This window comes from Caballeronia sp. GAWG1-1, assembly GCF_023631465.1.
Taxonomy (GTDB): Bacteria; Pseudomonadota; Gammaproteobacteria; order Burkholderiales; family Burkholderiaceae; genus Caballeronia.
The window spans coordinates 1-16,728 of sequence record NZ_JALQDB010000058.1; the positions used below are offsets into that span (position 1 = coordinate 1).

10 protein-coding genes are annotated in these 16,728 nt (G+C 63.0%); 7 read left to right on the plus strand and 3 right to left on the minus strand.

Annotation, left to right across the window (positions count from 1 at the left end):
- The 7 genes from NCT03_RS32035 to NCT03_RS32065 form a co-directional block, all read left to right on the plus strand.
- A partial coding sequence (locus tag NCT03_RS32035) for a non-ribosomal peptide synthetase (RefSeq protein ID WP_250495345.1) occupies positions 1–4,932 on the plus strand: 4,932 nt, incomplete at its 5' end.
- Positions 4,933–5,192: 260 nt separating this feature from the next.
- Positions 5,193–7,367 carry a TonB-dependent siderophore receptor gene (locus NCT03_RS32040; protein WP_250495346.1) on the plus strand — a complete coding sequence of 725 codons (2,175 nt, stop codon included), beginning with the start codon at positions 5,193–5,195 and terminating at the stop codon, positions 7,365–7,367.
- 82 nt (positions 7,368–7,449) lie between these two features.
- Positions 7,450–9,105 (plus strand): cyclic peptide export ABC transporter, encoded by a 1,656-nt coding sequence (locus NCT03_RS32045; RefSeq protein ID WP_250470134.1) that lies wholly within the window; start codon positions 7,450–7,452, stop codon positions 9,103–9,105.
- Positions 9,106–9,123: 18 nt separating this feature from the next.
- Entirely contained in the window at positions 9,124–10,017 is an 894-nt protein-coding gene (locus tag NCT03_RS32050; RefSeq protein ID WP_250470133.1) for an ABC transporter substrate-binding protein, read from the plus strand.
- On the plus strand, positions 10,010–12,016 hold the full coding sequence (fhuB, locus tag NCT03_RS32055; protein WP_250495347.1) for a Fe(3+)-hydroxamate ABC transporter permease FhuB: 2,007 nt from the start codon (positions 10,010–10,012) through the stop codon (positions 12,014–12,016). The genes NCT03_RS32050 and fhuB overlap by 8 nt, the downstream gene beginning before the upstream one ends.
- Positions 12,017–12,023: 7 nt before the next feature.
- Positions 12,024–12,833 carry an ATP-binding cassette domain-containing protein gene (locus NCT03_RS32060; protein ID WP_250495348.1) on the plus strand — a complete coding sequence of 270 codons (810 nt, stop codon included), beginning with the start codon at positions 12,024–12,026 and terminating at the stop codon, positions 12,831–12,833.
- Positions 12,834–12,844: 11 nt separating this feature from the next.
- Positions 12,845–15,280 (plus strand): penicillin acylase family protein, encoded by a 2,436-nt coding sequence (locus NCT03_RS32065; RefSeq protein WP_250495349.1) that lies wholly within the window; start codon positions 12,845–12,847, stop codon positions 15,278–15,280.
- On the opposite strand, the gene NCT03_RS32070 is transcribed toward NCT03_RS32065, so the two are convergent.
- From NCT03_RS32070 to NCT03_RS32080, 3 genes are all read right to left on the minus strand, one after another.
- Complete coding sequence (locus NCT03_RS32070; protein WP_250470129.1) at positions 15,269–15,487, minus strand: hypothetical protein; 219 nt, start codon at positions 15,485–15,487, stop codon at positions 15,269–15,271. The two genes, NCT03_RS32065 and NCT03_RS32070, sit on opposite strands and share 12 nt — an antisense overlap.
- A gap of 291 nt (positions 15,488–15,778) precedes the next feature.
- Positions 15,779–16,423, minus strand: a complete 645-nt coding sequence (locus NCT03_RS32075; protein ID WP_250495350.1) for a hypothetical protein — start codon at positions 16,421–16,423, stop codon at positions 15,779–15,781.
- Between the two features lie 79 nt (positions 16,424–16,502).
- On the minus strand, positions 16,503–16,728 hold a 226-nt coding region (locus tag NCT03_RS32080; RefSeq protein WP_250495351.1), incomplete at its 5' end, for a hypothetical protein.

Here is a 16,728-nt window from a genome sequence, read left to right on the forward strand (position 1 = left end):
GGCGTACCGGATTACATGGTGCCGTGGCGCATCGTGGTGCTGGATGTGATGCCGCTGAACGCGAACGGCAAGGTGGACCGCAAGGCGCTGCCGGTGCCGTCGGTGCAGGACGAAGACCACGAGTGGGAAGCACCACAAGGCGCACTCGAAACACATCTTGCGCAAATCTGGACGACGCTACTGGGCATCGAACGCATCGGCCGGAACGACAACTTCTTCGAGCTGGGCGGAGATTCGATCCTCGGCTTGCAGATCGTCGCACGCCTGCGCCAGTCGGGATTCATCGTCACCGCGCGTCAGATATTCGAACAGCAGACCATCGCGCAACTCGCAGCGGTTGCGGTCGAAACGAAAGAGAGTGTCATCGAAGAGACGGGCGAAACGGAACCCAGCAACGAACCCTTCCCCCTGTTGCCGGTTCAATCCTGGTTCTTCGAGCAGGCGATGCCTTCGCGCGATCACTGGAACCAGTCCGTGCTGCTCGAACGCACGACCGCGCCCAATCTTGCTCACCTCGACACGGCGCTGCATGCATTGGTCGCGCATCACGCAAGCCTTCGTCTGCGCTTCAATCGGACCGATGACGGCCGCTGGTCGCAACACTACGCACCCGAAGAAACGCACACGCTGATGACGGTAACGCACGGCATTCCGAAGCGCGACATCGAGCGTCATTGCGCACAGGCACAAGGTAGCCTCGACATCGAGCACGGACCGCTGATCCGCGCATTGGCGATGTCCATCGATGACGGCACGTGGCGGCTGTTCATCGTGATTCACCATCTTGCCGTGGATGCCGTATCGTGGCGCATTCTTCTCGACGATCTGCAACGCGCATGCGCGCAACTGGATGCAGGAGAACCGATTGCGCCGCCGCCGTGCACCACTTCGCTCAGTTCGTTCGCGAGGATGCAGCACCGAGCGGCACGCTCGCTCGAGATCACCACGCAAATCCCTTACTGGAACGACGTGCTCGCCGTGCCCGCGTCCCTGCCGCGAACGCATGCGCATGCCGGTCCACCCGTCAGTGCAACGATCAGGCTCGATCGCGACGCCACGCGCAGGCTGCTGCAAGACGCCAACGCAGCCTATCGCACGAGAATCGATGAACTGCTGCTCGTAGCAGCGGGGCGCGCACTTGCGCGATTCGCCCACGCAGATGGATTGCGCATCGATATCGAAGGGCACGGTCGCGATGTGCATGGCGAACATGCCGATCTGAGCCGCACGGTCGGCTGGTTCACGTCGCTCTATCCCGTCGTGTTGCAGGCGCAAGGCGAACACGCTGCTGCCATCAAACGGGTCAAGGAAGCGTTACGCACCGCACCGCAGGCAGGTTCAGGCTTCGGCCTGTTGAAGTATTCCGGTGACGACATCCACCGCGCGGTCTTGAGCAGTGAATCGAACAGCGACGTGGTATTCAACTATCTCGGTCAGTTCGGCGGTACGCTCGATCGTGATAGCGGCTGGCAACGCGCAAGCGAGCAAACGGGCGCATCGCAACATAAGGACGCGACGCCGGCTCATGCGCTGGAAATACTCGGTCAGGTAATGAATGGCGAGCTGTCCGTCACCTTCCATCATCGCCGAGGCGACCGTTACGACGCATCGACGATTGCGTCTCTCTCACGCGACTTCGAACAAGAGTTGCATGCGTTGAACGCACATTGCACGAACGGCGCGCAAGGCATTACGCCATCGGATGTGCCGCTCGCCAAACTCGATCAACCTGCACTCGATGCCTTGCCGATCGAACCTGCGCGCATCGCCGACCTGTATCCGCTGGCGCCCATGCAGGCGGGAATCGTCTTCCACAGCTTGTTGGGCGAGCATACGAACGCCTACATCAATCAGTTGCGCTTGGACCTGGACGGCCTCGACGACGCACGTTTCATCGCAGCATGGCAGGCCATCGTCGCGCGTCACGAGGCTTTGCGTACCGGCTTTATTCAATGCGAAGACGAGCCGCGCCAGTGGGTGGCTCGCAGCGTGACCTTACCCGTGTTCCAGGAAGACTGGCGAGATCGCGACGCACGCGACGATGCACTCGATACGCTCGCGACAGCGCAGATCGCGCAGGGCTTCGACATGGCCGAGCCGCCGCTGATGCGCATTACGCTCGTGAGAACGGGTGAGGCGCGGCATCATCTGGTCTGGACGTTCCATCACGCGCTGCTGGATGGCTGGAGCACGGCCCAAGTGTTGTCGGACGTATTGCAATATTACGGCAGCAACCGTCAGGAAGCCACACGTGGCCGTTATCGCGATTTCATCGCATGGCTCGCGCGTAACGAGTCGAGCCGCGAGACCGCCCATGCTTTCTGGCGCGGCTTGCTCGCACCGCTCGAAGGACCGACGCATCTGGCCGCGTCCCTGCCGCGTTCGAAGGATGATACGAACGAGACCTTCGGCGATGTGACGCTCGACTTCGACGCTGCTCGCACCGCCCATCTCACCCGCTTCGCCCGAAGCCAGCATGTCACGCTCAACACGCTGGTTCAGGCGGCGTGGCTCCTGCTGCTGCAACGCTACACCGGCGCGCCGACCGTGAGTTTCGGTGCGACGGTGGCAGGTCGTCCCGCTACGCTCGAAGGTGTCGAACGAATCGTGGGCCTGTTCATCAATACGGTGCCCGTGGTCGGCACACCGCACGCTGCGATGCCGGTCGCGCAGTGGCTCGGCGAAATCCAGCAACAGAGCGTGGCCTCGCGCGAGCATGAGCATGTCGCGCTCAACGAGATTCAGCGGCTTGCGCAGCTCGACGGCGGTCAATCCCTGTTCGACAGCATTCTCGTGTTCGAAAACTATCCGCTCGACGACGCGCTGCGCGAGTCCGCGCACGACGGTCTCACCTTCTCGAATATCGCCGCGCGCGAGCAGACGAACTATCCGCTGACCGTTTCGATCACCCAGCGCACGGGCCTGCGCATCGATTTTTCTTATGCCCGCAAGCACTTCGATGCCGCGAGTATCGAGCGTATCGCGCATCATCTGAGCACGCTGCTCGATGCCTTGACCATCGACGCCTCGCGTGCGCTTGCCGATGTTTCGATGCTCGACAAGGACGAACTCGCGCATCTGAATCGAATCGGTGAGCGCAGCACGGCGACCCTCGATGCGACGCCGGTTCATCGACGTATCGCGGCTCATGCAAGCGCCCATCCGCACGATACCGCGCTCGTACAGGGCAATGAATCGATCAGCTTTGCTGCGCTCGAACAGCGCGCGAACCGCATCGTGAACGGGCTCGCGGCAATCGGTATCGGTGCCGAAGCGCGCGTCGGTATTGCGCTGGAACGGTCCATCGATATGATCGCCGCGCTCCTTGGCGTGATGAAATCCGGTGCGGCCTATGTTCCGCTCGATCCATCCTATCCGGCCGAGCGTCTTGCCTACATGGCGCGCGATAGCGGCGTGAAGCTCGTCATCGCATCGCAGGAAGGCGCGTTCGATGGTGTCTCGACGCTCGATGTCGCCACCTGCGGCGAAGGCTGCGTCGACACTGATCCGCACGTCGCTATTCACGGCACGCAACTCGCCTATGTGATCTATACCTCCGGTTCTACCGGACAACCGAAGGGCGTCGAGATCACCCATGATGCGCTTGCACGGCACACGCAGGCCGTGACCGACGCGGCGCGCATCACACGCGCGGACCGTGTGCTCCAGTTCTCGACCTTCAGTTTCGATGCTTTCGTCGATCAGCTCTTTCCGGCGTTATGCATGGGCGCGACGGTCGTGCTGCGGGACGAGACCTTGTGGGACAGCGCGCGTTTCCTGCATGAAGTGCGGTCGCAGCGTATCACGGTGGCGGATTTGACGACCGCCTACTGGAGCGCCTTGGCGCTCGACTTTGCGAGCGACCCGAAATCTGCACGAGAAGCGCTGGCGAGCTTGCGCCGCGTGCAGGTCGGCGGCGAAGCGATGTTCGGCGACAGCTTGCGCGCCTGGAAAGCGGCGGGCCTCGCCCACGTGGAACTGGTGAACATGTACGGGCCGAGTGAATCGACGGTCACGGCGACGACGTTCGATTGCACGCGCTACGTCCAGACGCAGGATGAAATACCCGTGCGCATCCCCATCGGCAAGCCGTTGACGGGAAGAAGCGTGAACGTGCTGGATGCGCAACTCATGCCTGTACCGATGGGCGTGCCGGGCGAGTTGTACATCGGTGGAGAACTGCTGGCGCGCGGCTATCGAAGCCGGCCCGGTACGACCGCCGAGCGTTTTGTCCCCGATCCTTTCTCGAACGAAGCTGGCGCTCGCATGTATCGCGCGGGTGACATCGTTCGCTGGAATGCGGAGGGCGAACTCGACTATCTGGCCCGCACCGATCAACAGGTCAAAGTGCGCGGCTATCGCGTGGAGCCGGGCGAGATCGAGGCGCAGTTGATTCGGATGCCGAATGTAAGAGAAGCAGCCGTCATCGCAAGATCGTCGCGACTGATCGCCTTCGTCACGTTGGACGGAGAAGCAAGCTCCACCGATCTGCGCGCGCGACTGAGCGAAGCGTTGCCGGACTATATGGTGCCGGCCGCGCTCGTGATCGTCGATGCCATGCCGCTCAATCCGGCAGGAAAAATCGACCGTCAACGTCTTCTAGACGACGACGATCATCACGACAGCACCGCACAAACGTTCGTGCCACCCGAAGGCGAGACTGAAAGCACGCTCGCGCGAGTATGGACCGAGGTGCTTCAGGTCGCACGCGTCGGCCGGCACGACACGTTCTTCGCCCTCGGCGGCGATTCGCTCGCCGCCATGCGCACGCAGGCCGCGTTGCGCCGCGCGCAGATTGACGCGCCGCTTGCCGTGCTGATGAGCCATCGGCCGTTGCACGAAATGGCCCGTACATTAAGCGATGAAAGCCCCGCCGGCACGACCTCTGCAAGCGATGCCGCGTCCCTGCTCGATCTCATGAACACGCTTTAGCGCGCGGTTCTGAAGCACTGTAGGGTAGTCGCATGAATGCGAATCGTTTGCATTTGCGTCGCTGGCTCGGTATAGTCGCGCGATGTTTTGGAACCTTCGCATCGGTTCGCGGCGAAAAGCTCCGTTTGAGCGCCGCGATTCTTTTAACCAGAAAGTCTATCGAAAGCAAAAGGCCGGGCATGAGAGCGCGCAGGCTTCAGCAAGCAATGAACAGAGGGGAGAGGGCAGAACGCTCGCGGACTTCGCGGATGACGCGCGGCATGCGTCGCCGCCATATCGCGATGGCCGCGATGGTGATGCTCGGTGGCGCCGCACACGCCCAGAGCGCGGATCCCGCGACGGGCGCATCGTCGCCGAAAGCGGGCAGCGCCGATGCACAGCAACTCAAGCCCGTGACCGTCACGGGCGAGCGCGAGAAGGAAACCGCGACGAGTCCCGTCGAAGGCTACGTGGCCAAACGCAGCGCCACCGGCACCAAGACCGACACGCCGATCATCGAGACGCCGCAATCCATCTCCGTCATTACCGGCGACCAGATGCAGGCGCAGGCCGCGCAAACGGTCGGCGAAGCGCTGCGCTACACGCCCGGCGTGATTGGCGAGCAATACGGCGGGCTCGACACCACGGTCGATTACTTCACCGTGCGCGGCTTTTCCAATACCTTCCCCTTCGTCGATGGCCTCTCGACGCAGGACTTTTTCACTGTGCTGTCGCCGACCTACGACACGTATGGTCTGGAGCGCATCGATATCCTGCGCGGACCGGCATCGGTGCTGTACGGACAGAACATTCCGGGCGGCATGGTCAATCTCGTGACCAAGCGGCCGACCGAAGACGCGTTCCACGAAGCCTCGATCGAAGTCGGCACGCGCGGCACGGTGGGCGGTCGCATCGACATGAGCGGACCCGTCACCAAGGACGGCTCGCTGCTGTATCGCTTCACGGCCGATTCGAGTAGTGAAAGCACCCAGACGGCCTTCGTGCAGGACAAGCATGTCTATATCGCGCCCGCGCTGACATGGAAGCCGAGCGCCGACACGACCTTCACGCTGCTGTCGCATTTCAGCTATCGGGACACGGGCCGCCAGAACGTCGACCTGCCTTCAGTCGGCACCTTGCTCGCAGGGCCGGGCGGACGCATCGGCACGGGCACCTTCCTCGGCGAGCCGGACTTCAACGAATATCGCCGGACCGATGAAGCCATCGGCTACGAACTGGAGCACCGCTTCAACAATATCGTCACCGTGCGCCAGAACCTGCGCTATACGCATACGCACCTGGATCAGAAGATCGTCGGTGACGCGGGCCTCGAGGACGATCAGCAAACGCTCGACCGCTACGCATACGCCGCAGTGGCGCAGTCGAACGTCTTCACCGTCGACAATCAGGCGCAATTCAAGTTCGGCACCGGTCCGGTCGAGCATACGCTGCTGGTCGGTCTCGACTACACGCGCTCGGTGGACAACTGGGACGAACGCGATGCCGATTCGGTGCCATCCATCAACGTCTATTCGCCCGTGTACAGCGGCGCGAGCAGCATCGTGCTGCCGAGTTCGCCGGATTACAGCGTGCACAATACGCTCAATCAGCTCGGCCTCTATGCGCAGGACCAGATCAAGTTCGGCAAGCTGGTGGCGACGCTCGGCGTGCGGCAGGACTGGACCAGCACCAAGCAATACGACAACATCGCCGGCACGAACAGCCAGGACAACGATGCGAACCGCTTCACGTATCGCGCCGGTCTGGTCTATCTGTTCGACAGCGGCTTCGCGCCGTATGTGAGCTATTCGACCTCGTTCCAGCCGGGCCTCGGCAGTACCTTCGACGGCTCGGCGCTCAAGCCGACCACCGGCCAGAGCGTGGAAGCGGGCGTCAAATACCAGCCGAAGAATCAGAAGAGCTTCGCGATGGTCTCGGTCTACAACATCAAGCAGAAGAATGTGGTGGAGCCGGACTTCGATCATCCGGAGGGCAACTTTGTCGTGCAGACCGGCGGCATCCGCGTGCGCGGCATCGAACTGTCGGGACTCGCGGATCTCGGTGCGGGCCTGAGCCTGACCGCCGCGTACACCTACATGGACGGCAAGATCACCGACAGCGATCAGGGTTATGCGGGCAATCGTGCCGCGAACGTGCCGCACAACATGGCGAGCCTGTGGCTCGACAAGACCTTGCAGACCGGTCCGCTCAAGGGCCTCGGTTTCGGCGGCGGCGTGCGCTATATCGGCTCGCAGTTCGGCGATCAGGCCAACACGCTCCAGCTCGCGTCGACCACGCTGTTCGATGCCGCCGTCCATTACGACATCGCGCACTGGCGCTTCTCGGTGAATGCGCAGAACCTGTTCGACCGCATCTACGTGAACTGTCAGAGCGATACCTACTGTAGCTATGGTTTGCGCCGCAGTGTCATCGGGCGCGCGACTTACCAGTGGTAACCTGCGCATTCCGCGCAGTGCTTGAAGTCGTCATGCAAGACGATGCCGGCGCCGCTTGCCAGCATCGGAGAGGAGAGCAAGTATGTCGCTGATCTGGTATCTGATTCGCAACTCCCGCTGGACCCTGCTCGTCGCGATGGTGACGAGCATCATCAGCGGTCTGGCAAGCGCGGGGCTGGTCGCACTCATCAATCAGGCGCTGGGAGCATCGCGTGAGCGTCTGGCCGAACTCGGGCTGCGCTTTCTAATGCTCAGCGTGCTGGTGCTGGTCACGCGTGCGGTGTCGTCCACGCTGTTCATGAAGCTCGGCCAGAACGCCAAGGCCACGCTGCGCATGCGCACCATTCGCCGCATCGGCGCAGCGTCGTTCCAGCATCTGGAAAGGCAGGGCGCATCGCGCGCGCTGTCCGTGCTGACGGCGGACCTCGACTCCATCGTGGTGTTCTTCGTTAGCCTGCCGACGCTCGCCATGCAGGGAGCAGTCATCATCGGCTGCCTGATGTATCTGGGCTATCTGTCATGGCAGATCCTGCTGTTCGCCATCGTCACGATCTTTCTCGGCTCGCTCGGTTTTCATCTGGCCAACACGCGTGCGGCCTTTCATCTGCGCGCATCGCGTCTGCGTGAAGACGATCTGGTGAAGCACTTCCGCGCCTTGTTCGATGGCGCGAAGGAACTCAAGCTGCATCGCAAGCGCAAGGAAGCGTTCATTGACAACACGCTCGCCACCAATATCGAAGCGGTGCGCGTGCAGCGTACGCGCGGCTATGTGCTGTATGCGGCGGCTGCGAGCTGGGGCAGCTTCATCTTCTTCGCCTTCATCGGTTGCGTGCTGTTCCTGCTGGCGCGCTATTACCCGGTGCAAGGCCCGGTGATGTCCGGCTACGCGATGATCTTCCTCTACATGATCATGCCGATCGAAGGCGTGCTGTCCGCGCTGCCCAACATCAGCACCGCGAAAGTCGCGATCGAGCGTATCGACGCGATCAACGCCGATCTGCCGCCGGAAGACACGCTGCCCGCCGATACGGTCACCTCGTTCGACAGCATCGTGCTGGAAGGCGTCACGCATCGCTACTATCGCGAGCGCGAGGACGAAGTGTTCACGCTCGGACCGATCGATCTGGCGTTCAGGCCCGGCGAACTGGTGTTTCTCATCGGCGGCAACGGCAGCGGCAAGACCACGCTGGCGAAGATGATCGTCGGCCTGTATGCGCCCGAAGGTGGCCGCATCCTGCTCGATGGCAAGCCGGTGAACGAGGCCGAGCGCGATATCTATCGTCAGCACTTTTCCGTGGTGTTCAGCGACTTCTATCTGTTCGAGGCCTTGCACGGCCTGAAGCTCGACGGTCTCGATGCGCGCGCTCAGTCCTTGCTCAAGGCACTTCATCTCGATCACAAGGTCAAGGTGGAACAAGGCAAGTTCTCGACCACCGACCTGTCGCAGGGCCAGCGCAAGCGGCTCGCGCTGCTGGTCACCTATCTGGAAGATCGCCCCTTCTACGTGTTCGACGAATGGGCCGCCGATCAGGATCCCGTCTTCAAGGACGTCTTCTATCGCCAGCTGCTTCCCGAACTCAAGGCGAAGGGCAAGGCCGTGCTCGTCATTTCGCACGATGACCGCTACTTCCATCTGGCCGACCGTTACGTGAAGCTCGACTACGGCCAGCTCGTCGAAGAAGGCTTGGGCGATGCGCTCAATAATGAACCGCCCACGCGCGAACGTGTCTCGCTCTAGGTAATGGTTCATCGTTTCATGCCTGATCCGAAGCGCCGCCGCCTGCTCGGCGGCCTTGCGTTCTTGCCGTTCACCACGCTGGTTCAGGCGGCGACGCACGTGAGTGTGCCTGTGCGTGTGGCCTCGCTCAGCTGGGCCGGTGCGCAGATGCTCGTGTCGATCGGCGCGACGCCGCTGGCGCTGGCCGAACGCGACAGTTACCCGGAAACCGGCGCGCTGCCCGTCATGCCTGCGGGCGTGCTCGAACTTGGTTCGCATGGCGAGCCGAATCTCGAACTGCTCGCGCAACTCAAGCCCGATCTGATCGTGCGCGACGATGACCAGTCGAATCTGGACGCGCAACTCAGATTCATCGCGCCGACCCATAGCATCGACATCTACGACGCACAACGCGGCAAGCCGTATGCACGCGCGGCGGAGGAAACCCGGCGTCTCGCGGCGGTCTTGAACCGCGAGCCAGAGGCTTCGATCTATCTCGCGGATGTCGATCGCCAGATCGCCGAATACGCGCAGAAGGTCGCGAAGCTGAATGTGCGGCCCGCGCTGGTCGTCGATCTCTATGACGACGGCCGGCATCTGTTCGTCTACGGACCCAACAGCATGCTGCACGATGTCATGACCCGTCTGGGCGTGCGCAATGCGTGGCATGGCGACACCAACAGCGGTTTCGCGTTGCTCGATATCGAAGATCTCGCCTCGATGCACGATGCACAGTTGTTCTACATCAGCCACGGCGAGCGCGATGACTTCGCCTTGCGCAATCTCTCGCGCAGCCTGCTGTGGCGCAGTCTGCCCTTCGTGGCAGCAGGGCGGGTGCATCCGTTGCCGGGCTTCTTCACTTATGGCGCGAGTTCCTGCGCCGTGCAGTTCGCCACCGGACTGGCCGATGGACTGACGGTGACGCATGGCTAAGACCGTCGCCATGAATGCGCACACGCGCCGCCTGCACATGCATCCCGCGTGGCTCGTCGCCGCGCTGTGCCTCTGCGCACTATTGCTGTCGATGCGCCACCTCGCTGCGCTGCTGCCCGCCGATATGTGGTGGCGCGCGCTCACGCGCCCGGACCTGAGCGATCTGCGCCAGATCATCGTGCATGAGAGCGTGTTGCCGCGTATCGCCGTGTGCCTGCTCGGCGGTGCGCAACTTTCGCTGGCGGGCGCGATCTTTCAGCAGGTGTTGCGCAATCCGCTGGCCGAACCGACCACACTCGGCGTATCGGCGGGAGCTTCGCTGGCGCTCACTGTCGTCACCCTCGTCGCGCCGCAATGGCTCTTCGCGGGGCAGCAATGGCTCGCGCTCGCGGGTGGGACGCTGGGCATGCTCGTCGTGCTGATGCTGTCGTGGCGCAGACGTTTCGCACCGGTCGCGCTGATACTCGCGGGTCTCATTGTCACGTTCTATTGCGGCTCGATCGGCGCGGTGCTCACGTTGCTGCATCGGGAGGCGCTGCAATCGCTGTTCATGTGGGGCGCGGGGTCGCTCGCGCAGAACAACTGGGACGCGCCGCGCACGCTGGTGCCGCATCTGGCAGTCGGTGCCGTGCTCACGGTTGCGCTGGTGCGCCCGCTGACGATGATGTCGCTGTCCGATGCTGGCGCGCAATCGCTCGGCGTATCGTTGCGCATGGTGCGGATCGGTGCGCTGGCGGTGGCGGTGTTTCTGAGTGCGTCAGTGGTGGCATCGGTGGGCGTGATCGGATTTCTCGGCATGCTCGCGCCGTTGATCGTGCGTCTCGCGGGCGCGCGGCGCTTTCGTGCACGGTTGGCCTGGTCGCCGCTGTTCGGTGCAGCCTTGCTCTGGATGACTGATGAAATCGTCCAGATGATTCCCGGCGGCCGCTCCGGCATTCCGACCGGTGCGGCCATGTCGCTGCTCGGCGCGCCATTTCTGTTCTGGCTGCTGCCGCGTCTTCCCGCGCTGCCGAATACGGTCGACCTGTCTTCCGGTGCAAGCGAATTCCGTCATATCGACGTATGGCGCTGGATCGTGCCCGGCCTCGTGCTGCTGGTGCTGACATCGATGCTCGGCCTGTCGCTTGGCGTATCGACGACCGGCTGGCAATGGAGCGTCGAGGCCCTGCTGCACTGGCGCGCGCCGCGCGTGGCCGTGGCGCTGTCCGCCGGCGCGATGCTCGCTGTCGCCGGTGCGATCCTCCAGCGCGTCACCGGCAACTCGATGGCCAGTCCCGAAGTGCTCGGCATCTCGTCGGGCGCATCGCTCGGCGTGTTCGCGCTCGCCTTCATCGCGCAGGATGCGGGACGGTTCGCGCAAACCGGCGCGGCGGCCATCGGCGCATTCGGCACGCTGGTCGTCATGCTGGCGCTGGGCCGCCGTTACCGCTTCGCGCCCGAACGCATGTTGCTGCTCGGCGTCGCCCTCGGCACCGCGTTCAGCGCGCTGATGAGCGTGCTGTTGGCCACCGGCGATCCACGGGTGGCCAATCTGCTCGCGTGGTTGTCCGGCTCGACCTATGGCGTGGCATCGAACGATGCGGCGTTTTCGTGCGCGTCGTTCATCGTGCTGATGCTCGCGTCGCTGGCCTTCGCGCGCTGGCTCGACCTGCTGCCACTGGGCGATACCGTTTCGCGCAGTCTCGGCGTGCCGCTCGACACGAGCCGCCTGGCGCTGATGCTGCTCGCCGCCGCGCTGACCGGAGCGGCCACGCTGGTCGTCGGCCCGTTGAGCTTCGTCGGCCTGATGGCGCCGCATCTTGCCCGCATGCTCGGCTTCCGGCGTCCCGCCGCGCAACTGGCGGGCGCCGCGCTACTGGGTGCGCTGGTGATGGTGCTGGCTGACTGGCTCGGCCGCAACTTGCTGTTTCCCTATCAGATTCCGGTGGGCCTGCAATCCACGCTGGTCGGCGGAATGTATTTCATGTGGCTGATGCTGCGTGGACGCACCGCGCTTTGAGGACGCGATGAAACCAATCGTCAAGAATCACGAAGTAATTGAAGGCATCACCTACGAGGCAGAGGAAGCGTCGTTCTCGCTGGGCACGCGCGTGCTGCTGCATCCGCTGAACCTGACGCTGCCCGCGCGGCGCGTATGCGGTCTCATCGGCCATAACGGCTCGGGCAAGAGCACGCTGCTCAAGCTGCTGGCGCGACAGCAGAAGCCGACCGGCGGCACCATCCGCTTCGAGGGACGCGCGCTCGATGAATGGGAAAACCGTGCGCTGGCGCGCAAGGTCGCCTATCTGCCGCAGCAGCCGCCCGCAGCGGACGGCATGACGGTGCGCGAACTGGTGTCGCTCGGCCGCTATCCGTGGCATGGCGCGCTCGGCCGCTTCGGCGTGAAGGACGGCGCGAAAGTGCTCGAAGCAATGGAACTGACCGATGTGGTGCGATTCGCCGATCGTCCCGTCGATAACCTCTCGGGCGGCGAACGCCAGCGCGTATGGCTAGCCATGCTCGTCGCGCAGGACAGCGACTGCCTGTTGCTCGACGAGCCGATCTCGGCGCTCGACATCGCGCATCAGATCGAAGTGCTCGGTCTGGTGCGCGAACTGAGCCAGAAGCGCGGGCTGTCGGTGGTGGTGGTGCTGCACGACATCAACATGGCGGGGCGCTTCTGCGATGACCTCATCGCGCTGAAGGGCGGCCGTCTTCTCACCAGCGGGCCAGCAGTCGAACTCATGCGCGCCGACACGCTCGAAGCCATTTACGGCATTCCCATGGGCATCGTGCCTCATCCGCGCGGCGGCACGCCGATCAGCTTCGCGCATTGAACACTACTCTTATGCATCGATTGATTGCTGGCTTGTGCGCGGTGGCATCCGCGTGTCTCTTCGGTTGTGTTTCGCGTCAAGATTTCACCGCTTCCACTGAAACGCATGCGTCTCATCGTGAATACAAGGCCGATATCTGGCGCACCAGCGATGGCGTGCCGCATATCCGCGCATACGACTGGGCCGGTCTCGGCTACGGCGTGGGCTATTCGCAGGCACAGGACGATCTCTGCACCCTGGCCGATTCCTTCGTCACCTGGCGCGGCGAGCGTTCCGCGTACTTCGGCGGCGAAGCGCGGGCGAGCGCGCCATCATCCTATGGACAACCACGTAATCTCGACTCGGATTTCTTCTTTCGCATGATGGCGGACGATGCCGCCGTCTCACACTACAAGTCGGCGCAACCCGCGAAGCTGCGCGAACTGATCGATGGCTACGCCAGCGGCTACGACCGCTACGTCGATGAAATGCATGCTGCACGACACCCGGGCGCGCATGCGCAATGCGCGAGCGCGCCGTGGCTCGGCCACATTTCCAGCGATGACGTGTACCGCCGGCTTATCGCACTGAGTCTCGCGGGAGGTGCCGCGCGCTTCGTGGAAGGCATCGCGAATGCCGCTCCGCCCGGTGCGAAAGAGGCCACCAGCAAGAACACGCAACGCGTATCGATGGACGTCGGCGGCCACGCAGGTATCGGCAGCAACGCACTCGCCTTCGGCGGCAAGGTGACGGACGACGGCCGCAGCATGCTGTTCGGCAATCCGCACTGGTTCTGGAGCGGTCCGGACCGTTTCTATCAGACGCAGCTGACCATCCCCGGCCAGCTCGATGTGGCAGGCGTGTCCTTTCTCGCGGTGCCGGTGGTCGTGATCGGCTTCAATGGCGACATTGCGTGGACGCATACCGTATCGAGCGCGCGGCGCTTCGGCGTATTCCAGTTGACGCTGTCGAAGGACGATCCGACCCGCTACGAATACGATGGTCACGAAGAACGCATGGAGCCGGTGCACCTCACCGTGCAGGTGCGCGACGACGCGGGCGGCGCCACCCATCCGGTCACGCGCACGCTCTATCGTTCGCGCTTTGGTCCACTGGTCGATCTCTCGTCGATGGCCCCGCAACTCGCGTGGACCGGACAGCAGGCCTTCGCGTTGCACGACATCAACGCGGACAATGCGCGTGCCTTCGCCAATTTCCTCGCGTGGAATCAGGCGAAGTCGCTCGACGATTTTGTCTCGATCCAGAAGCAGTACGCGGCGATGCCGTGGGTCAACACCTTCGCGATCGGCCGCAACGACCCGCGTGTCTGGTTCGCCGATATCGGAGCGGTGCCGAACGCACCGGATGCGCTGGTGGCCGCCTGCACGACGCCACTCGGCCGCGCCTTCGATGCGAAGGTGCCCGGCGTGCCGTTCTTCGATGGCTCGCGTTCGGCGTGCTCATGGACCGTGGGCGAACATAACCCGCTGCAAGCCGATGCCTTGCCCGCCGCGCGCATGCCGAACCTGCTGAACACGGACTATGTCGGCAACTTCAACGGCAGTTACTGGCTGACGAATCCGCGCACGCCGCTGACCGGCTTCGATCGCGTGACCGGTGCGACGGGCGCCGAGCAGTCCTTACGCACGCGGCTCGGCCATGCGCTGGCCGCGCAACTGATCGACGATCCGCGCCACGTCACGCGCGATGCGCTGGAAGACACGGTGCTCGATAGTTCGTCGATGTCGGAGCGCCTGTTCCGTCAGCCCTTGCTCGACTCGGTATGCAAGGTGGGCAGCGTATCGCGTGCGGTGCAGGTGAAGCAAAAGGGCGGCGCCAGCGTGACGGTCGATCTGAGCGAGTCGTGCCGCGTGCTGCGCGCATGGAATGGCAAGGGCAGCGTGGATGCACGCGGCGCGAATCTATGGGATCAGTTCTGGCGACGCGCCAGCGATATTCCCGATGCCCAACTCTACACTGAGCCGTTCGATCCGAAGCGTCCGCTCGCGACGCCTGCGGGGCTGAAGCCCGACAATCCCGCACTCGCTCAGGCGCTCGCGTCGGCCTCGCTCGCCTTGACGAACAACGGCTTTGCGCTCAATTCGGCGCGCGGCGACGTGCTCTATGCGCTCGATCACGACACGAAGATTTCGCTCTACGGCGGCTGCGATACCGAAGGCTATTTCACTGTCGAATGTCCGCTGCACGACCTGAACAAGCAGGGCCTGGTGCTCGACCGCGATGCACACGGCAACAGCTATATGCAGGTGGTGCGCTTCGGCGATGACGGTCCGCAGGCCGATACGCTGCTCGCCCATTCGGAGTCGGACGACCCCGCCTCGCCGCATTACCGCGATGGAACGCGGCGTTATGCGCGGCAGGCGTGGTCACGCTTTACCTTCACCGCGCAGGAGATCGAGGCATCGCCGGGCGTGACGAAAACGGTGATCGACAGCTCAGGGCGCTGACACGGCCGCATCGTCTTCTACGCGCGTGCGGGCCATGAACCAGTAGAACAACGCGGCACACCCCGCAATCGCGCCACCGATCACGAAGGCCAGCGAGTAAGAGCCGGTGCGGTCGACGATGAAGCCCGCTGCCACCGGCGAGAACGCGCCGCCGAAGTAGCCGCCGAAGTTCCGCACCGCAGACCGAAGATCGCAACTTTCTGTCAAGACGTTGCTGGGTCCACGCTTAAGATGGCCTGTGGATCGTGCGCTTTGCGATGCATTGATGGCGGATACGGCTACTAGCTGGCCCATACCGCGTGATCGACGCTTAGCGTGCGACGATCATAGCTGTAACGGCAATCGAGCGTTTCTATGACGGACGGCAGGCTTGCGGGCGGCCACTTGGCGGGATTTCTTCTTCGTTTAGCGCGAAGACGCTCGCAGCGCAATCGGCCTGGCCCGGACGCGACGGACGTGACGAACGGGAGACTGCTTTTGATACCGACGCGGATCAGGTCAAAGCAATACTGCTTTGTGCAGGAGCTCGAGTGCCGTCAACTCGTCTAGTCGACCCGTGCGTGCTTTACCTGCCAACTTCTTGAGCAGCGCTTCAGCAATCGGCGAGATACCGTCGAGACCTTGCAGACTTGTTGCCGACGCTGGTGGAGACTCAGCACCTGCGAGTGCAGGTGTCGGCACGCGCTGACCGTTCTCTTCGACCGTATGCACATTGATTGCGACAGGCTGTTCGGTCGCGTTTATTGGAGCATCCGCCGCCATGACACTATTGAGCTGAGGTTCGGGTACAACAGGGGCCTTTGCGCGCTCCGAAGTAGCGGACGATGTCTCGCTTGCCCACACAGCTGGAGCCGTTCCATCCGGTGCGTCGACGTTAAGCGTGGCAACGGGAGACGCTTGTCCTTCAGCGTTTGCGCGAGCGCGTGATGCGGGCGTGAGTAAGGCCGAGACGGACTTGGGTATCTCCGTTTCAGAGCGCGGCTGGTCCAGCCAGCCAGCTGGCAAGCCAAGCTGCTTGGTGAAGCGATTCGCTTCTGCCTCGTCCAAGCGCTTTTTGCCGTACAGTCGATGCGCCTTGTTCGACCCGCTCATCCCAATTACAACACCGAGTTTGGCTTTCGATCCGTTGCGTTTAGTGAGCACATGAAGGTTAGCGCGTCGGATGTTCTCGACCGTGGCGCCTTCGGGCAGCTCAGTTGTTGGGGCGCCGTCGCTTCGATTGCTACGCGTCGACCGGAAGCGACTTTTGCAGCAGTTTTATCGGCTGGCTGCTTGGCGAGTTGAGCTCGACCGGCCTTCGCATTGCTGTGCGAGCTCTTCGTTTTCTGAGATGGGATTTTTGCATCCTTGGACGAACCGTCCGCAACAAACGTAAGCGCGCAGAAATGGACGTCTGGAACTCTTTGATCTGAGCGTGCAGGCTATGTCCACTGTTTCGAATCAGTGGA